The sequence below is a fragment of the Rhodococcus sp. PAE-6 genome, from assembly GCF_025290685.1.
Taxonomy (GTDB): domain Bacteria; phylum Actinomycetota; class Actinomycetes; order Mycobacteriales; family Mycobacteriaceae; genus Rhodococcus; species Rhodococcus pyridinivorans.
In genome coordinates this window covers 12,822-31,532 of sequence record NZ_JAOCLZ010000002.1, presented here as the reverse complement: position 1 = coordinate 31,532, position 18,711 = coordinate 12,822, and the positions used below count along the sequence as shown (strand labels likewise).

Annotated in this window: 19 protein-coding genes; all 19 read right to left on the bottom strand. The window is 68.4% G+C overall.

What is annotated here, in order from left to right; all coding sequences use genetic code 11:
- Positions 1-180: 180 nt before the first annotated feature.
- Positions 181-1,611, bottom strand: a complete 1,431-nt coding sequence (locus NVV99_RS04630; RefSeq protein ID WP_024102846.1) for a phospholipase D-like domain-containing protein — start codon at positions 1,609-1,611, stop codon at positions 181-183.
- Between the two features lie 149 nt (positions 1,612-1,760).
- Entirely contained in the window at positions 1,761-2,120 is a 360-nt protein-coding gene (locus NVV99_RS04625; RefSeq protein WP_006550504.1) for an Lsr2 family protein, read from the bottom strand.
- 94 nt (positions 2,121-2,214) lie between these two features.
- On the bottom strand, positions 2,215-3,726 hold the full coding sequence (gene lysS / locus NVV99_RS04620; protein ID WP_019290193.1) for a lysine--tRNA ligase: 1,512 nt from the start codon (positions 3,724-3,726) through the stop codon (positions 2,215-2,217).
- 53 nt (positions 3,727-3,779) lie between these two features.
- Complete coding sequence (locus tag NVV99_RS04615; protein WP_024102845.1) at positions 3,780-4,280, bottom strand: rhodanese-like domain-containing protein; 501 nt, start codon at positions 4,278-4,280, stop codon at positions 3,780-3,782.
- Between the two features lie 93 nt (positions 4,281-4,373).
- Positions 4,374-5,207, bottom strand: coding sequence for a type III pantothenate kinase (locus NVV99_RS04610; RefSeq protein WP_024102844.1), 834 nt, complete (start codon positions 5,205-5,207; stop codon positions 4,374-4,376).
- A gap of 2 nt (positions 5,208-5,209) precedes the next feature.
- Positions 5,210-5,647, bottom strand: a complete 438-nt coding sequence (gene panD / locus NVV99_RS04605; protein ID WP_006550510.1) for an aspartate 1-decarboxylase — start codon at positions 5,645-5,647, stop codon at positions 5,210-5,212.
- A gap of 44 nt (positions 5,648-5,691) precedes the next feature.
- Entirely contained in the window at positions 5,692-6,630 is a 939-nt protein-coding gene (gene panC / locus NVV99_RS04600) for a pantoate--beta-alanine ligase (RefSeq protein WP_006550511.1), read from the bottom strand.
- Complete coding sequence (locus NVV99_RS04595) at positions 6,623-7,558, bottom strand: Rossmann-like and DUF2520 domain-containing protein (RefSeq protein ID WP_024102843.1); 936 nt, start codon at positions 7,556-7,558, stop codon at positions 6,623-6,625. The genes panC and NVV99_RS04595 overlap by 8 nt, the downstream gene beginning before the upstream one ends.
- Positions 7,559-7,717: 159 nt before the next feature.
- Entirely contained in the window at positions 7,718-8,854 is a 1,137-nt protein-coding gene (locus NVV99_RS04590) for a DUF6779 domain-containing protein (RefSeq protein WP_242411677.1), read from the bottom strand.
- Between the two features lie 74 nt (positions 8,855-8,928).
- Complete coding sequence (locus tag NVV99_RS04585; RefSeq protein WP_019290198.1) at positions 8,929-9,405, bottom strand: DUF3180 domain-containing protein; 477 nt, start codon at positions 9,403-9,405, stop codon at positions 8,929-8,931.
- Positions 9,399-9,941: a 2-amino-4-hydroxy-6-hydroxymethyldihydropteridine diphosphokinase gene (gene folK / locus NVV99_RS04580; protein ID WP_024102841.1), complete on the bottom strand. Its 543-nt coding sequence runs from the start codon at positions 9,939-9,941 to the stop codon at positions 9,399-9,401. Before folK ends, NVV99_RS04585 begins: the two co-directional genes overlap by 7 nt.
- Positions 9,941-10,321 carry a dihydroneopterin aldolase gene (gene folB, locus NVV99_RS04575; RefSeq protein WP_006550516.1) on the bottom strand — a complete coding sequence of 127 codons (381 nt, stop codon included), beginning with the start codon at positions 10,319-10,321 and terminating at the stop codon, positions 9,941-9,943. The genes folK and folB overlap by 1 nt, the downstream gene beginning before the upstream one ends.
- Positions 10,318-11,139, bottom strand: a complete 822-nt coding sequence (folP, locus tag NVV99_RS04570; RefSeq protein ID WP_197539145.1) for a dihydropteroate synthase — start codon at positions 11,137-11,139, stop codon at positions 10,318-10,320. The genes folB and folP overlap by 4 nt, the downstream gene beginning before the upstream one ends.
- A gap of 32 nt (positions 11,140-11,171) precedes the next feature.
- A complete protein-coding gene (gene folE / locus NVV99_RS04565; RefSeq protein WP_016692984.1) occupies positions 11,172-11,837 on the bottom strand; it encodes a GTP cyclohydrolase I FolE in 666 nt (221 codons plus the stop codon).
- A gap of 70 nt (positions 11,838-11,907) precedes the next feature.
- Positions 11,908-14,448, bottom strand: a complete 2,541-nt coding sequence (ftsH, locus tag NVV99_RS04560) for an ATP-dependent zinc metalloprotease FtsH (RefSeq protein WP_024102838.1) — start codon at positions 14,446-14,448, stop codon at positions 11,908-11,910.
- Positions 14,449-14,699: 251 nt separating this feature from the next.
- A complete protein-coding gene (gene hpt / locus NVV99_RS04555) occupies positions 14,700-15,254 on the bottom strand; it encodes a hypoxanthine phosphoribosyltransferase (RefSeq protein ID WP_006550520.1) in 555 nt (184 codons plus the stop codon).
- Between the two features lie 12 nt (positions 15,255-15,266).
- Positions 15,267-16,316, bottom strand: a complete 1,050-nt coding sequence (gene tilS / locus NVV99_RS04550) for a tRNA lysidine(34) synthetase TilS (protein ID WP_051424879.1) — start codon at positions 16,314-16,316, stop codon at positions 15,267-15,269.
- Complete coding sequence (locus NVV99_RS04545) at positions 16,292-17,341, bottom strand: zinc-dependent metalloprotease (RefSeq protein ID WP_033096982.1); 1,050 nt, start codon at positions 17,339-17,341, stop codon at positions 16,292-16,294. The genes tilS and NVV99_RS04545 overlap by 25 nt, the downstream gene beginning before the upstream one ends.
- Positions 17,338-18,681 carry a D-alanyl-D-alanine carboxypeptidase/D-alanyl-D-alanine-endopeptidase gene (gene dacB, locus NVV99_RS04540; protein ID WP_024102836.1) on the bottom strand — a complete coding sequence of 448 codons (1,344 nt, stop codon included), beginning with the start codon at positions 18,679-18,681 and terminating at the stop codon, positions 17,338-17,340. The genes NVV99_RS04545 and dacB overlap by 4 nt, the downstream gene beginning before the upstream one ends.
- Positions 18,682-18,711: the final 30 nt, after the last annotated feature.

Genomic DNA, 18,711 nt, shown 5'->3' with positions numbered 1-18,711 from the left:
CGTCGGAACCTTTCAGAGGTTCCAAGCTCCCACTCCACACTCTAGTGGCCGTGGTATCGACTCGCTTTCCCTCTACCCTTCGGAAGGCGGCGAGAAAACCCGGTTTCAGAAGTCAACGCTGCACGTGGCGGATACGTTTCCGCAAGCTGTACGCCACAAGCGAACAGAGGCTGTGGGTGATCAACGGGCGAAGAATCGCTCGATCCTGCGTCCGAAGCTCCGCGAGGCGCGTTCGGGATCGGCCAGAGCACTTTCTGCGAGGACACTGTCCTCGTCCGACACCGTACCCGGTTCGAACGGCCGCAGCGAACGTCCCGGACCGCGCAACCGTTCGATGACGGAGATGAGCGAACCACCGTCCTTCGTGGCCTCCGCGATCACCTCGGGGTCGACGCCGAGATGTTCCGCCACCAGGATGTTGCGCAGCTCGACGGCGGCGCGGCCGACCGCGTCCCCGGGTTCGGCGGACTCGATGGCCAGGTCGCATTCGGTGTCGAAGCCCATCGAACGGTTGTTCAGGTTCGACGACCCGATCCGCAGCAACGTCTCGTCCATGACGACGACCTTCGCGTGCACGTAGATCGGCTCCCCGCCGGCGGTGACGGGATAGTAGGCGGCGAAACGGCCGTGCACGTCGGCCTCCCACAGCATGTGCAGCAGGGCCCGCCGGGCACCGTCCATGGCCTTGCGTTCGAGCCAGCCGTCGGCGTTGCGTGGGATCACCACCACGATCTCGGGGCCGTCCGGTTCCTGCAGTCGCTCGGCGAGAGCCTCCGCGATCCTGCGCGAAGCGAGGTACTGGCTCTCGAGGTAGAGAGTGTGCCGCGCCTTCTCGATCACCGACAGGTACAGCGCCTCGATCTCGTGGACGCCGTCCTTCCCGTCGTAGGCGGGCAGCGTGCGCGCGATGCCCACGTCCACACCGCGGAGGGTCGGCTCGAGATCGTCGGGCCAGATCGGCTCCGGCTCCGGCACGGGATCGAGCTCCTCCCCCGTGGCCGCCTTCCACCGGGCGCGGGCCTGGTCACCGAGGGCCCGCGCGGCGTCGCCGTCGACGGCGGTCGTCACGTCGTGCCACGGTCCGTAGCGTTTACCGCTCGGCTCCCGCCGGTATTTGCTCCGGTCCGGATGATCCGGGGTGTCCCAGCGGTCGACGGTCATATCGATACCGCCACAGAAAGCGATGCTGTCGTCGACGACGAGAATTTTCTGATGGTGCGCCGCGCCCACGGGATGCGCCCCGTCGATTTCGAAGTGCAGGCTCGGGTCGGTGAGCCAATCGAGCACGAACACCGGCGTCATTCCGCGTGCGAGGGCACTGAACGCACCGATGTTCCACTTGAGCAGATAAATATCGAGACCGGGTCGACGTTCGGGAAGCCATTCGAGGAATTCACCGAGTTTGTTCGGTCCCTCGAGAGTTGCACCCTCGGGTTCGAACTTGATCCGGGTGTCGAAATCCCACCCGATCAGCATGATGCGTTTTTCCGCCCGGAGCATCGCCGCCTTGGCGTGACGGAAATAGTCGGCGGCGTCGACTATGCAGGTCAACCTCTCCGCTCGCGCGATTCGCCAGCAGGTGGAACCTGGTTCGAGCACGGTCTCGGCCATGAGCGGATGCTACTCCCCGACCGCATCGTGCCGGGTCGTCCGCACGATCGACGTGTGTGACAGGCGCCACTGTGCCACAACCCAACCCGTCCACCGACGACTGTGGGGCGCCGTCCACGGATGGACGACGCCCCACGGACGAGGATTCGTCAGTGCGCTTTGTTGTACGCCTCGACGATCTCCGCAGAGATTCGGCCACGGGCCGACACCGGCAGATCGTTGTTCCGTGCCCATTCACGGATAGCGGCCGTCTGTTCGCGACCGGCACTTCCGGATCCGCTCTTGCGCGCAGCAGGTGCAGTTCCGGCAGCGGTCTTGCTCCGCTTGCGGCCGCCGACCTTACGAGCGTGTTCGATCCAGAATTCCAACTGCTCGCGCAGCCGTGCCGCATTGTCCTCGGAAAGATCGATCTCGTACGTCACTCCGTCGAGACCGAACTCCACCGATTCGTCCGCCGCCGACTCCTGATCCACATCGTCGATCAGGGTGACAGTGACTTTTTTCGCCATGTGGTGTAAATCCTCTCAAATGCGCTTCCCCCGCGGGACGGGCACCACACTACCCGCCGATTAACGCATCGCAATATGGAGCGGTGAAATCCGATTAACGGGTGTTCGGTCGAACAATCGGGAACAGGATTGTTTCGCGGATTCCCAGACCGGTAAGTGCCATCAACAGACGGTCGATTCCCATTCCGGTACCGGTGGTCGGCGGCATTCCCTGTTCCATCGCGGCGAGGAAGTCCTCGTCGAGAGCCATTGCCTCGTCGTCCCCTTCCGAGGCCAGACGCGCCTGGTCGACGAAACGCTCGCGCTGGATCACCGGATCGACGAGTTCCGAGTAACCCGTGGCGAGTTCGAAACCTCGGACGTACAGATCCCATTTCTCGGTGACCCCGCGCACCGTGCGGTGATCGCGTGTCAACGGCGACGTCTCCACGGGGAAATCACGCACGAAGGTCGGCTCGTGCAGCTGGTCGCCGCACATGTGCTCCCAGAGCTCCTCGACGAGCTTGCCGTGACCCCAGCCCTTGCCCTCGGGAATCTCCAGACCGACACGATCCGCGAGAGCCGTCAATTCCTCCAGTGTGGTGTCGGGGGTCACGTCCGTGCCGATCGCCTCGGACAGCGAGGGATACATTTCGAGAGTTTTCCATTCACCCCCGAAGTCGTATTCCGTACCGTCGGCGAGCGTCACCACATGGGTGCCGAAGACCCCGAACGCGACCTCCTGGATGATCTCGCGGATCATCCGCGCCGAATCATCGTAGGTTCCGTACGCCTCGTACGTTTCGAGCATCGAGAATTCCGGCGAGTGCGTCGAGTCGGCACCCTCGTTACGGAAATTGCGGTTGATCTCGAAGACCTTCTCGATACCGCCGACGACGCAGCGCTTGAGGAACAGTTCCGGCGCGATACGCAGGTACAGATCGATGTCGAGTGCGTTCGAGTGCGTCACGAACGGGCGGGCCGCCGCACCGCCGTGCAGGGTCTGCAGCATGGGCGTCTCGACCTCGAGGAAGCCGCGACGCTCGAGCGCGTTGCGCAGCTCGCGCACCACCGCGACACGCATGCGTGCATTGCGACGTGCTTCGGGACGCACGATGAGGTCGACGTAGCGCTGACGCACCCGCGCCTCTTCGTTCATCTCCTTGTGCGCGACCGGCAGCGGACGCAGCGCCTTCGACGCCATGGTCCACGAGTCGGCCATGACGCTGAGCTCACCGCGACGGGAGCTGATGACCTCGCCGTGCACGAACACGATGTCGCCGAGGTCGACCTCGGACTTCCAGGCGGCGAGCGCCTCCTCGCCGACGCCGGCGAGGCTGAGCATGACCTGCAGCTGGGTGCCGTCGCCCTCCTGCAACGTCGCGAAGCACAGCTTGCCGGTGTTGCGCGAGAACATCACGCGGCCGGCGACGCCCACGACGGTGCCGGTGGCGGTGTCGGGCTCGAGGTCGGGATACTCGGCGCGGATCTCCGCGAGCGTATGGGTGCGCGGGATCTCGACGGGATAGGCCTCCGAACCCTGTGCCAGGAGCCGTTCGCGCTTCTCGCGGCGAACCCGCATCTGCTCGGGGGTGTCGTCGGGCTGCTGAACGGTGGCATCACTCACGGGTAACCAGACTATCGGACACCCGAGGTCACCATTCCTGCAGATGCGCGCTTTCAGTGAGCGGTGACCCGCGCCACGTCCTGCGCGACGTGCTGGGCCTCGGCGACTGCGCCGACCAGGCGGGCCGCGCGGATGGCGTCGTAGCCTCCGACGAGGTGGGTGACCCGGCGCAAACCCTGCGCGTGCAGTTCGGTGACCACACCGTGCGAGCTCGCGCCGTCCGACGAGACGAGGATCCATTCGACGTCGCGGTCGACGGCGAGGGCGAGACGGCCCGGGCCGCTCGGATCGAGTCGCTCGGCGACGAGATCGGCGGAGATGGCCAGTGCACCGGGAAGTGTTCCCTGAGCGGCACGTTCGGCGTTCGAGCGGATGTCGACGACGACGGCGCCGCGGGCGACCGCTGCGGACAGTTCGGTGGGGTACGTGCGCTCGACGGCGAGCCGGTGGAAGGCGACCGGAGCAATAGCGGTAACCGTAGAAGCGGTAACCGTAGAAGCGGCAACCGGAGCAGCGGTGGAAACAGAAGTGGTGGAAAGAAGCGCAGCGCGCATGAGAAAACTCCCAGGAATGTGTTATCGGTCGAGGCGGCGGTCAGCCTCGACAACACTCCTGGGTGCTCATGCAACGGATCACGAGGAACATCTTTACACAGAATGACGCTCAGCGGAACCCGCAGTTCCGCGTGCCGCTCGTCTCACCTGGTTCCGCTCGTACACCAGACGCAGCCCCTCGAGGGTCAGATCCGGCTCGTGGTGCTCGAGGGTGCGCGACTCCGGCATGATCAGCGGCGCACTGTCGCCGGTGCCGATGACGGCCACGTCGTCGCCGTCGAAACCGGGCACCTCGGCGCAGATGCGCCGCACGATGCCGTCGACCATCCCGGCGAACCCGAAGACGGCCCCGGACTGCATGCACTCGACGGTGTTCTTTCCCAGAACACCTCGGGGACGGAGCAATTCGACCTTCCGCAGTGCCGCCGACCGCGACGCCAGCGCATCCATCGAGATCTCCACACCCGGAGCGATGGACCCGCCGAGGAACTCCCCCTTGCCCGACACGACGTCGACGCACGTGGAGGTCCCGAAATCCACGACGATGCACGGGGATCCGTAGAAGTGGTAGGCCGCCAGACCGTTGACGATGCGGTCGGCGCCGACCTCCTTCGGGTTGTCCACGAGCAGCGGCACTCCCGTGCGCACCCCCGGCTCCACCACTACGTGCGGCACCGACGACCAGTAGCGGTCGAGCATGACGCGCACCTCACGTAGCACCGACGGCACGGTCGACAACGCCGCCACCCCGGTGACCTGCTCGGCAGATTCGCCGAGCAGACCGCGGAACAGCAGGGCGATCTCGTCAGCGGTCATCCTGGGGTCGGTACGGACGCGCCAGTCGCGCAGCAGCCGCGCGTGCGAGCCGCTGCCCGCGAACACCCCCAGGACGATATTGGTGTTGCGGACGTCGACGGTGAGGAGCACCTCTAGACCAGGGACGGGGAGTCGAGAGTCGACAGCATCCGCGGCGTGATCAGGCCCGAGCCCTCGGGAGCGTGGGCGGGATCGTTGCCGAGCTCGACCTGGCGGTTGTCGGCGTCGACGAACACCACGCGCGGGTCGTAGTCCTTGCACTCCTGCTCGTTCATCACGCCGTAGGCGATGAGGATGACGAGATCGCCGGGGCTGACGAGACGTGCTGCGGCACCGTTGATCCCGATGACGCCCGATCCACGCTCACCGGCGATGACGTACGTCTCGAGCCGGGCGCCGTTGTCGATGTCGACGATGCAGACCTGCTCGCCCTCGAGCAGATCCGCGGCGTCCATCAGATCCTGGTCGACGGTCACCGAACCGACATAATGCAGATCCGCGTGGGTGACGGTGGCGCGGTGGATCTTCGACTTCATCATGGTGCGGAACATGCTCGTCCTCGGCTTCTTTCTCGTTTCCGAATTCGATCGGTGGGTCAGCGGTTCGTCAGGTTGTCTTCGGCGTCGGGATCCACCGGACCGGTGGCTCGTTCGAGGAAGCCGGTGCCGACGGCGACCCCGACGTTGTCGATGAGGCGTGTGGAGCCGAGTCGTGCGGCGACGAGCAGTCGGCCGTCGCCGCGTTCGGGTGCCGGCCCCAGATCGGCGCCGCGCACCTCGAGATAGTCCACCTCGATCTGCGGACTCTGCGCGAGCACGTCGCGTGCCGTGGACAAGATCGCCTCGGCTCCGCCCGCTGCGGCGTGTGCGCCGGCGACGAGCGCCGCAGACAGCGTGGTCGCGATTTCGCGCTGCTCGGGGTCGAGATAGCGGTTACGGGAGGACAGTGCGAGCCCGTCCTGTTCGCGCACGGTGGGAACGCCGAGGATGCGGATGTCGAGATTCAGGTCGGCGACCATCTGACGGATCAGGGTGAGCTGCTGGTAGTCCTTCTCACCGAAGAACGCCGTGTTGGGACCGACGATGTTGAACAGCTTCGCGACGACCGTCAGCATGCCCGCGAAATGACCGGGACGCGCAGCACCTTCGAGCTCCGACCCGAGTGGACCCGGGTGGATCGTGGTGCGCGGGCCCTGCGGGTACATCGCCGAGACCGTCGGCACGAAGGCGAGTTCGACGCCCGCTTCGCGGAGCAGTTCGAAGTCGGCGTCGAGAGTGCGCGGGTAGGCGTCGAGATCTTCGTTCTTCCCGAACTGCAGCGGGTTGACGAAGATCGACACGACCACGACGGCCCCGGTGAGCTTGGCCTGGCGCACGAGTTCGAGGTGACCGGTGTGCAGCGCACCCATCGTCGGTACGAGTGCGACGGTGCGGCCGACGCCGCGCAGAGCCCGGGTGACCTTGGTCAGGCCTGCGGGATCGTGGTGAACGGTCAGTTCACCTCGCACGTATCCGCGCTGTCCTGCTTCACTCACCGTATTCAGCTCCTTCGAGAATTGCCATCAGTTCCGGCTTCGACCCGGTCCGTTGCGCCGATCGCAGCGACAGCGCGCGGTACCCGGCGGCGATCAGCGGGTCGACGGCCTCGAGCGCACGCAGGTGCGCGGCCACGGCGTCGGCATCGCCGCGCGCGACCGGCCCGGTGAGGGCCGAGGGCCCGCGCCGCAGCACGTTGTCGAGCGCTGCGGAGAGCAACGGCTGCAACACCCGTTCGGCGACTCCACCGGGGGCGTCGTCGACGAGTTGCTGGCCGAGCAGTTCCTCCCCCTGCAGGGCGCTGCGCAGTGCCTCGACGGCGTCGGCGACCAGCGTGACCAGGTGGTTGCTGCCGTGCGCGAGCGCAGCGTGGTAGGTCATGCGCATGGACTCGGGGACGCGGACCGGCTCGCCGCCGATCTCGAGGACGAGGGACTGCGCGATGGCGTAGCCGATCTCGTCGGCGGCCGTGATGCCGAAGCACGCGGAGGAGAGCCGGTCGATGTCCTCGTCGTGGCCGGTGAAGGTCATCGCGGGATGGATCGCGAGCGGCACGGCGCCCTGCTCGGTCAGCGGCTCGAGGATCGCGGTGCCGTGAGCACCGGAGACGTGGACGACGATCGTGCCGGCGGCGACCGAACCGGTGGCTGCGAGGCCCTTGACCAGGGACGACAGTTCGGTGTCGGGAACGGCGAGAAGAAGGAGATTGCAGCGGCCGGCAACCTCGTCGACCGGCAGGATCTGCGAATCCGGCAGGCGCGTGGCGGCACGGTGCCGCGAGACGTCGGAGACGGCCGAGCAGGCCACGACGACATGACCAACGCGTTCGAAAGCTGCGCCGAGTGCAGTGCCGACCCGTCCGGCGGACACGATTCCTACCGACAGGCGCGCAGGCGCGGGTGCGTTGGTGATCCCGAAGGAATTCACGGGAGTCCTCTCGTTCGTTCCAGTCCCGCTCAGCGGGTACCGGACGTTCCGCTCGACAATAGCGCGCGTTTTCCGGGGCTCGCCACGGTCGGGCCGAGTGATCTGCGCCTCATCGTCCGAGGTGGGGCGGGTGCGACCTGCCGCGCGATCGCCCCGCGATCAGCGCTCGGCCGACAACGACGCGAGGATCTCCGCGACCGTCCGGCCCTCACCGTCGGCGCGACGGCGCCGGGAGCGACGTCCGGACGATTCGTGGTCGTCCTCGTCGTCCTCCTGGGTCGTTTCCGCAGCTCCATCGGCCTTCGCGGCGGTGTCCTTCCCCTCCGCGGGGTCATCGCCCTTCGTCTTCGCTCCGGCCCCGTCTGCGTCCGTTTGCGGGTCGGGATCGGATCCGGACTCGTGCTTGCCGGGCTTCTGCGGCTCCGGCTTCCCGTCCGCCGCCTTCTCGGCGCTCGCGACCTTCGCGTCCCCGGTCTTCGGGTCCTCGGTCTTCGGGTCCCCCGTCTTCGTGTCTCCGACCTTCTGATCCTCGACTTCCGCGTCCTCGATCTCGGCGTCCTCGACGTCCGGTCCTGCGGCCGCTTTTCCAGCCGTCGCCTTCTCGACCGTGACCTTCCCGGTAGCGGACTTCCCCGTCGCAGAATCAACCTTCGCCTGTTTCTCGGCACGCGGTTCTTCGACATCACCCTTCGCGGACGTCTTCTCCGACGCCTCCGCCGCCCGCATGGCCGCCTCGACCGACTCGGTCTCCGCGGTGACCGGCTCGTCGTCGGGAGAGGCGAAGGCCGGTCCCGACGGACGCGGAGCGGACACCCGCGCCGCCTCGCTCAGTCCACGCAGCTTCTCCGCCTGGCCCTCGAGGGCGACGACATCGTCGGGGAGTCGGCCGTCGAACAACATCTCGAGCGTGCGGCGCAGGGTGGCCAGCTCGGTGCGCAGGGCCGCCATCTCCCCGGCGTCGAGCTTCAGATCGGCACGGACCTTCTCCTCGACGGTCAGCTCGTACTCGCGCCGCGCCGCGATCTCTCGTTGCAACTGCAGTTCGTAGACCGTCTTCAGGTCGTCGGCCTTCGCCCGATCGAGCGCCGATTCCCGGCGGTACTTGTTCATCGCGATGGCTCCGACAGTGGCAGCCCACAGGGCGACGACCACCCCGACACGCAGCAATTGCACGCTCTCACTGAAGATCAACAGCAGCGAGGCGATCATCGCCAGAGCGAGCAGACCGGCCACGATCATCGAGCCGGTACTGCGCCACGGACGGCGATTCCTGTCTGGTCGCGCCGAGGTTGCCATGACCATCAGGGTACTTGGGTGGGTCCTCGGATCGGAGCCGGACGACACGCCCTTCCCCACCCCGAAATCCGATGTCAGAGCGCCGGTTCGTTCGGTTCGTCGGGGTCTTCCGGTGTCCGGCAACAGTATTCGAGCCACAACGCGGCCGCCGCCAGCGCTATGCCGGCGAGGGCTCCGACGAGCACCCCCGACGTGTCGTCGGTGGCGGCCTGCACGACGCCGCGTTGCGGTACGAGATACAGCAGGAACCCGGCCCACACTCCGGCGCTCGCGGCACCCACCAGTGCGGACGCCTTGGCGAGCGCGACCGCGCGGGCGGCGGTGATGGGATGCAACCTGCCGGGGCCCTCACCGATCTCGTGCTTGCCGACCCGCGACCGGATCATGAACGCCAGGATCACCTCGATGACCGCGACGGGATACAGCGAGGCTCCCGCGTAGACGGGGATGGGCGGCAGCGAACCGTACATTGTGCGGACGAGCAACCACGCGACGATCGCTGCCAGCACGGCCAGCGCCAGCAGATCTCGGATCCGGGTCTGTTTCAGCACTCGGCGTGTCCCTGGGTCTTCGGCCCGGCCAGCGCCAGGTCGGTGCGGTGCACACCTTCCCGTTCGGCGGCGTCGAGTTCGTCTAGCCAGTCGCCGATGCCCAGCCGCCGGCCCTCGGCGGTGAGCACGGCCTCGGGTTCGACGTCGAGCCACGGGACGAGCACGAACGCCCGCTGGTGTGCGCGCGGGTGCGGCAGGATCAGTTCCCGATCGTCGCTGCGCACCTCACCCTCGCCGCTGACGCAGGTCACGACGTCGACGTCGAGGCTGCGCGGACCCCAGCGCTGGATCCGGACGCGTTCGGCGGCCTCCTCGAGTTCCTGGCCGAACCGCAGCCAGTCGCGCGGACCGAAGGCGGCATCCTCCGCGACGACGACCGCGTTCAGGAAATCCTCCTGTTCGACGCCGCCCCACGGTGCCGTCGAGTACACCGCCGAGACGGCGACGGCCCGCTCGCCCAATGCGTCGACGACCGACCGCAGGTGCGCGAGCCGGTCGCCGATGTTCGATCCGATGGACAGCACGGCACGACTCATCAGGCGCTCCCCGTCGCATCGCTGCGGGAGCGGTCGATCACCACGGCGACGTCGCCGAAGGTCAGCGGGATCGGCGCCGACGGCTTGTGGAGCGTGACCTCCACCCGGGCGACACGCGGGTCGGTGAGCACCTCGTCGGCGATCTCCCCCGCGACCGTCTCGATGAGATCGCGGCCCGGACCGGCGATGATCGCCGCGGCTCGCTCGGCGAGTTCGCCGTAGTGCAGCGTGTCGGCCAGCTCGTCGGATGCCGCGGCCGGCGCGAGATCGAGCCACACGACGATGTCGACGACGAAGTCCTGACCGTCCCGCTTCTCGTGCTCGAAGACGCCGTGGTTGCCCCGGACCGTCAGTCCCCGTAGTTCGATGCGGTCGCTCACGCGTGCACTCCTTCCGCGCTGCCGCGCTGCCAGGCACGCACCACCGCGAGCGCGTCGCGGGATGCCTGCACGTCGTGGACGCGTACGCCCCATGCGCCGTGTGTGGCGGCGAGCGCCGAGACGACGGCCGTGGCGACCTCACGACCCGAGGGCGGGCGGACCGTGCCGTCGGGCGCCGCGAGCAGCGATCCGAGGAATCGCTTCCGGGACGCCCCGATGAGCACCGGGAACCCCAGTTCGGTGAGTTCGGGCAGGCGCTGCAGCAACTGCCAGTTGTGGTCGGGTTCCTTCACGAAACCCAAACCGGGATCGAGCACGATCTTGTCGGAGTCCACGCCTGCGGCCACCGCGATGTCGACCTGCGTGAGCAGCTCCTCGCGGACCTCGCGGACGACGTCCTCGTAGTGCGTCGAACCGCCCGCGTGGACGAACTCGCCGAGGGGACGCCAGTGCATGAGGATCCACGGCACCCCGGCCTCGGCGACCACCGCGGCCATGTCGGCGTCGGCGCGCCCACCCGAGACGTCGTTGATCATGGTCACCCCGGCCTCCACGGCCGCCTCGGCGACCGAGGCGCGCATCGTGTCCACGCTCGTGGGGATGCCTGCCTCCGCCAGAGCGGCGATGACCGGCGCCACGCGGGACGCCTCGACCTCCGGGTCGACGCGCACGGCCCCGGGCCGGGTGGACTCGCCACCCACGTCGACGATGTCGACGCCGAGCTCGCGCAGCTCGAAGCCGCGGGCTATCGCGGTCTCGCAGTCCAGATAGCGACCGCCGTCGGAGAAGGAATCACTGGTGACGTTCAGTACGCCCATCACGACAGGCCACTGTTCGGCGGGGAAGACGGTCACCGGCGCAGGATCAGGTCCAGGGCCTCGGCACGCGACGCCGAACTGGTCTGGAACAGCCCGCGCACGGCGGAGGTGGTGGTGCTGGCACCGGGCTTGCGGATGCCGCGCATCGCCATGCACAGGTGCTCCGCCTCGACCACGACGATCACGCCGCGCGGCTGCAGCTTGCGCATCATGGCGTCGGCGATCTGGCTGGTGAGGCGTTCCTGGACCTGCGGACGCTTGGCGTAGAGGTCGACGACACGCGCCAGCTTCGACAGACCCGTGACGCGGCCCGTGGGGCCCGGGATGTATCCGACGTGGGCGACGCCGTGGAACGACACGAGGTGGTGTTCGCACGTCGAGTACATCGGGATGTCTCGCACGAGGACGAGTTCCTGATGACCTTCGTCGAAGGTCGTGTCGAGGACCTCGTCCGGGTCGGTGAACAGTCCCCCGAACACCTCGCGGTAGGCACGAGCCACCCGGGCGGGAGTGTCGCGCAGGCCCTCGCGGTCCGGATCCTCACCCACCGCGATCAGCAGTTCACGCACGGCCGCTTCGGCTCGGGCCTGGTCGAATGTACGACCCGCGTCCACGCTCAATTCGTGGGTCGTCACATCCTCCGGGTCGGAACCCGTATCCGACTTCAGGTGGTTCACCGACACCCGCTCGCCCTCCACTCTTCGCTCACTCGTCTCCATCGGAACCGACGGCCCCGATGCGCGCCCCGTACCGACTCACCGACACGGATCAGTGCCGGCCGGCCGGGCCTTCCCACCGCTGTGTGGGAGGGGGTTCGGGAGCGCCGTAACCATCGCGCGGTTGCGAGTCTCCCACGTGGTTCTCACCACGGTGCGCATCTGCCGCACCGTCTTCGCCGGAGTCCGACGGACGGTCGGCGTCCTGCGGCTCCTGCGGACGCCCGAAACTCTGCGTTTCCTGGGCCTGTTGTCCGTAGCTGGGCTGTCCGTAGCTCTGGGGGTTCTGCCCCTGAGGGCCCTGCGGATATCCGTATCCCTGAGGCTGTCCGGGGCCCTGCGGCCCGTGACCCTGCTGTTCCTGCGGGGTCTGCTCGCGCGGCGGCCAGCCGGGAGCCGACCATCCGGCGGGAGCACCGTAGTCCGGACGCGTCGCGTGCCGCGGACCACCCGGATACGGAGCCGTCGGCTGGAAGCCCGGAAGCGGCTCGGAGGCCGGGACCGGCTGCGACTGCTGTTGGGGCTGGGGGTAGCCGTTCGCCGGCTGGTACTGCGGCTGCGCGCCGGGCTGGTAGCCGGCGGGAGCGGGCGCCTCGCCCTGGCCCGGATACTGCGGGTGCTGATGCGCCGGCTTCGTCAGCGACGGCGGTTCCGGCGGCCACGGCTCGCCACGCTCGGCCGCGAGCTCGGCGGGCGTCTTGATCGGCGGCTTGTCGGACGGGACCCGATCACCGAAATCGTTGAAGGTCGTGATCCGCGGACGCTTCTTCACGTCGGCCAGGATCCGGTCGAGATCCTTGCGGGTCAGCGTCTCGTGCTCGAGCAGCTCGCCCGCCAACATGTCGAGGGCGTCGCGGTACTCGTTGAGGATCGCCCACGCCTCGGTGTGCGCGGCCTCGATGAGGTTGCGGACCTCCTCGTCGATCTCGCGTGCCACTTCGTGCGAGTAGTCGGACTGCACACCCATCGACCGGCCGAGGAAGGGGTCGCCCTGCTCCTGGCCGTAGCGGACGGCGCCGAGCTTCGCGCTCATGCCGTACTCGGTGACCATCGCGCGCGCGATCTTCGTGGCCTGGTCGATGTCGGACGAGGCGCCGGTGGTGGGCTCGCGGAAGACGAGTTCCTCCGCGGCACGACCGCCCATCGCCATGACGAGGCGCGCGATCATCTCCGAACGCGTCATCAGGCCCTTGTCGTCCTCGGGCACCGTCATCGCGTGACCGCCGGTGCGGCCGCGGGCGAGGATGGTGACCTTGTAAACCGGCTCGATGTCGGGCATCGCCCACGCGGCGAGGGTGTGACCACCCTCGTGGTAGGCCGTGATCTTCTTCTCGTGCTCGCTGATGATGCGGCTCTTGCGGCGGGGACCGCCGATGACACGGTCGACCGATTCCTCGAGGATCGCCTCGGTGATCACCGTGCCGTTCTCACGGGCGGTGAGCAGCGCGGCCTCGTTGACGACGTTCGCGAGGTCGGCACCGGACATGCCCACCGTGCGCTTGGCGAGCGCACCGAGATCCGCGTTGGGATCGATCGGCTTGCCCTTCGAGTGCACGGCGAGGATCGCCCGGCGACCGGCGAGGTCGGGGTTCGTCACCGGGATCTGACGGTCGAAACGGCCGGGACGCAGCAGTGCCGGGTCGAGGATGTCGGGGCGGTTCGTCGCGGCCATCACGATGATGCCGGAGCGGTCCCCGAAGCCGTCCATCTCGACGAGCAGCTGGTTGAGGGTCTGCTCACGCTCGTCGTGACCACCGCCGAGGCCGGCGCCGCGCTGGCGGCCGACCGCGTCGATCTCATCGACGAAGATGATGCAGGGAGCGCTCTGCTTGGCCTGCTCGAACAGATCGCGCACGCGGGAGGCGCCGACACCGACGAACATCTCGACGAAGTCCGAACCGGAGATCGTGAAGAACGGGACGCCCGCCTCGCCGGCGACGGCACGCGCGAGGAGGGTCTTACCGGTGCCGGGAGGACCGTAGAGCAGTACGCCCTTGGGGATCTTCGCGCCGAGCGCCTGGTAGCGCGCCGGGTTCTGCAGGAAGTCCTTGATCTCGTAGAGCTCCTCGACGGCCTCGTTGGCGCCGGCGACATCGGCGAAGGTCGTCTTGGGCATGTCCTTCGACAGCTGCTTGGCCTTCGACTTGCCGAAGCCCATCATGCCGCCGCGACCACCGCCCTGCATGCGGCTCATCACGAAGAAGAACACGCCGAGCAGGATGATCATCGGCAGGACGAAGATGAGGATCGAGGTCAGCCAGCTCTCCTGGGTGACGCTCGTGTCGTACTTCTGCGCGCCCGACGCGGCGACCAGGTCGAAGATCTGTTCGGAGGCCGACGCGGGGTACTTCGCGATGATCTCGGTGCTGCCCTCGGTCGCGTCGTTGCCGTTCTCGAGCCACAGACGCACCTGCTGTTCGCGGTCGTCGATGCGGGCTTCGCTGACGTTCTGCGATTCGAGTTGGGACACCGCGACGGACGTGTCCACCTGGGTGAAACCGCGCGTGTCGTCGCCGAAGTAACTGAAGGCGTAGATCACCAGCAGAATGCCGGCGACGATCGCCAGATTACGGAACACTGTCTTGCGGTTCATACAGGTTCGGCCCGAGCGGCCGGTCCTTTCGATCGAGTTCGTCGGGGTCTCGCAGTCGCGGCGCTTCGCGCCCGGGGTGGCCGCACGCCGCGACGGTCACTGACCAAGCAACGCAAGGTTACCGCGTAGCAACGAGCGGTCGCCCCGGCACCGACCGGAGCCGACACCGGGAAGACGTCGTAATCGACAACGATCGGGACGGAACCGGAGTTCCCCGAGCCGGGGACCTCACGACGCGGCTCGACCGGAGGTCAGCTGCTGTAGACCTTGGGATCCAGCGTGCCGATGTAGGGCAGGTCGCGGTAGCGCTCGTCGTAGTCGAGTCCGTAGCCGACGACGAACTCGTCCGGGATGTCGAATCCGACGTCCTTGACCTCGACGTCGATCTTCACGGCCTCCGGCTTGCGGAGCAGCGTGACGACCTCGAGCGACGCGGGGTTGCGCGTCGAGAGGTTCTTGAGCAGCCACGACAGCGTCAGACCCGAGTCGATGATGTCCTCGACGATGAGGACGTTGCGACCGGCGATGTCCTTGTCGAGGTCCTTGAGGATGCGCACGACACCCGAGGACGAGGTCGACGACCCGTACGAACTTACGGCCATGAACTCCATCTGCGTCGGGATCGGCAGAGCGCGCGCGAAGTCGGTCATGAAGAAGATGGCGCCCTTGAGCACCCCGATGAGCAGCAGATCGCCTTCCGGCGCACCCACCGGGTAACGCTCGGCGACCGACTGCGCCAGCTCTGCGGTCCGCTCCTTGATCTGTTCTTCGGAGATCAGCACCGACGCTATGTCGTTCTCGTACACCGGGGTCCTTCCCTACCTTCTGCTGCCGGTCGCCCGGACCTTCGCCCGGTCGACGTACTCCACGGCAAGCGTGCCACGCCGACGCGACACCACCAACCTCGTCCCCGTCCGCGGGCCCCGTCCGACCGCGACCGGGCCCTGTCCGCGCCACGCCGCTACCAGATCGTCGACCGTCCGCAGCATCGTCTCGTTCGGCGTGACGGTGTGATCGATCAGCCACGATCGGAGGGCTCTGCGTCGTACTGCGGCGGGAGCCGCCGCGAGAGTGTCGGTGTCGAGCAGGTCGTCCTCGCGCCGCGCTGTCGCGAGCAGGTCGCCGGCCCAGACATCGAGGGCGTGGCCGTCGTCCTGCAGTTGCCCGGCCGTGCGCGCGAGGGCTTCGGCGACGCCCCCACCGAGCACGTCCTCGAGCAGCGGCAGTACCTCACGGCGCAGACGCACGCGCGTGAACCGGTCGTCGGTGTTGTGCGGATCCTCGTACGGGCGGTAGCCGAGTTCGTCGCACGCCCGGCGGGTCGTGTCGCGGCGCACGCCGAGCAGCGGCCGGCCCCACGGCGGGTCGAAGAGTGCCATCCCGCGGATCGAACGCAGCCCCGATCCGCGGCCGAGACCGAGCAGCACCGTCTCGGCCTGGTCGTCGAGGGTGTGCCCGAGCAACACGGTCCGGTCGTCGCGGTTCTCGTCGAGCGCCCGGTAGCGGGCCGCGCGCGCGGCGGCCTCGAGGCCTCCCCCACCGGTGACGTCCACACCGACCACCATGACGGTCGCGCAGCCGCGGGCCCGGGCGAACTCCGCGGCCCGCGCGGCGACGACCTCGGAACCGGACTGGAGGCGATGATCGACGACGACGGCGTGCACCGCCTCGGTCTCCGCGACGGCGGCGGCTGTCAGGGCGGCGGAATCGGCCCCGCCCGACAACGCGACGGTCACCGCGTCGGCCGGGTGCGCGCCCAGCCAGGCCCGCACGGCGAGGCGCACCTCGTGGATCGCCGGGGCTTCGGGCAGCAGCGGACGATCGTTGGACGGTGAAGCCACGATCAGCTCAGCACCCGCGCGATCCACGCATCGGGATGGTCGATCTCCGTCAGGGTGGGCAGGGCGTCCGGACCGGACCACACGGCGTTGAAGTCGTCCGTGCCGACCTTCGCGACGACGGCGTCGACGAACTTCTTGCCGTGCACGTACTGGGCCATCTTGGCGTCCATGCCGAGGACGAGCCGGATGAGGCGATGCACCGGGCTGCTGTTGCGGTGCCGCCGGTTGTCGAACGCCCGCCGAATCCGCGCGACCGACGGGACCACGGCCGGGCCGACACCGTCCATCACATGATCGGCGTGGCCTTCGAGCAGCGTTCCGAGCGCGAGGATCCGATCGAACGACTCGCGCTGAGACTGTGCCTGCAGCGCCCGCACGACACCGAGCATGCCCCGCTCCGACATCGCCTTGTCGCCGGGAGTGCGCAGGTCCTTCACCGCCGACACCACGCGGGTCGCGACGTCGCCCATCGGTTCGTCGACCGCGGTGGCGAGGTCGGCGGCGGCCTCGCGCATCAGCTCGGCCATCCACGGTGCCTGTGCGAACTGCACGCGGTGGGTCACCTCGTGCAGGCACACCCACAGCCGGAAGTCGGCGGGCGGCACCTTCAGGGCGCGTTCGACCGCGACGACGTTGGGCGCGACGAGCAGCAGCGAACGGGAGAACGGGTCGTACTGTCCGAGCACCGCGGACGACAGGTAGGCGAGCATCGCGCCGGCCTGCGCGCCCGCCGGTTTGCCCACCCAGCGGAGGGAGGAGCCGGCCGGATCCTCGCCCGAGGTCGCGGTGAGGTCGGCCATCGACGCCGCGGCCGCACGTACCCAGCCCGGCCGGTCGACGACCTGCGCGGGCGGCGGCTCGGTTCCGTCGTCGAGACGCGTGTGCTCGCGCACCGGTCCCTCGGCGCGCGCGGCGGCCGAGAACAACTCGTCCTGCACCGCATCGCGGGTGTACCGCGACATCGCGGGTTCGGAGCGGGTGAGGCGCACGCCGACCCCGGCCGCGAACGACCAGTCGATCGCGTCGCCGAGTGCCCGCTCCTTGCCGGTCATCGGCAACCGCACTCACGCAGTACCGACGCCACGGCGTCGAGGGCGGGCCGAGCCTCGCTCGGGGACCGGCCGTTGGACAGCAGAGCGAACGACAGCACGCGGCCGTCGGAGTCGACGGTGTATCCCGTGAGTCCGTTGACCTCGGTCAGAGTGCCGGTCTTCGCCCGCACCCATCCGGCTCCGGCACGGGTCGTGGTGCCGTAGCGGTCGGCGAGCGTGCCGGTCGCTCCGGCGACGGGAAGATAGTCGAGCATGGGCCGCAGCTCCGTCCTGTTCGGTCCGGCCGCCTCGGAGATCACGCGATCGAGCGTACGAGCAGGGATCCGGTTCTCGACCGAGAGCCCGCTGACGTCGCGCAACGTCACACCGGTGACGTCCAGACCCGCTTGCTGCAGGGTACCGGTCACCGCCTTCGTCGTGCCCTCGAACGAGTGCTCGTTGCCCGTCGCGACGGCGACCTCCCGTCCGATGGTCTCCGCGAGGACGTTGTCGGATCGGCGCAGCATCTGACCGAGACGCACAGTGAGTGGCGCCGACTGGACCGACGCCATGGGCGCCGCACCGGGTGAGGCGGATCCGAGCGCTACCCGCGCGGGGTCGGCACCGAGCGCCATCGCCAGTGCACGACCGGCGTCCAGGGCGGGCGTAGCGCTGCGAGGCGATTCGTCCTCGAGTGGGTTCGACCGGGCGCCGTCGAGCATCACCGGTTCGATGGGTGCGACGTAACCGTCGCCGACGTCCTGGGGAAACCAGCCCGGCGCGAGCGGATCCCCGCTGTACAGACTCGTGTCGACGAGGACCGTCTCGACCGTCGTGCCGCTGCGCCGGATCTGTTCGGCGAGGTCGGCGATGCGGGGACCACCGGGGTAGAAGCTCTCCTCGCCGGGCGGCATCGCCGAGAGGGTGGGGTCGCCACCCGCGATGAGGACGATCTCCCCCGGCTTCGAACCCTCGACGACACGCGTGGTGATCCGATGATCGGAGGGCAGCACGAGCATGGCGGCCGCGGCGGTGAGGATCTTCGTGGTGGAGGCCGGGATCAGCGCGCGATCGGCGTCCTTCGACCACAGCACCGTGCCGGTCGTGGGGTCGGTGATCGACCCGGCGAAGTCACCGAGGCCGGGATTGTTCACCGCCTGGTCGAGTGCCGCCGCCAGCGAGGTCGGGTCGGGCGTCGGAGCGTCGGGCGAGACCGCGGCGACCGCGGGGGTCGCGATCACCGGTGCCGGTGCGGGGAGCACGACCGCGCCGGCGGACGCCCGCACGTCGTAGATCGCGAAGGCTCCGCCCACGACGAGAGCGAGGAAACCCGCTCCCCAGATCCCGAAGAGGATCTTCATGTTCCGTCGTCGCCTGGTTGCCAGTGAACC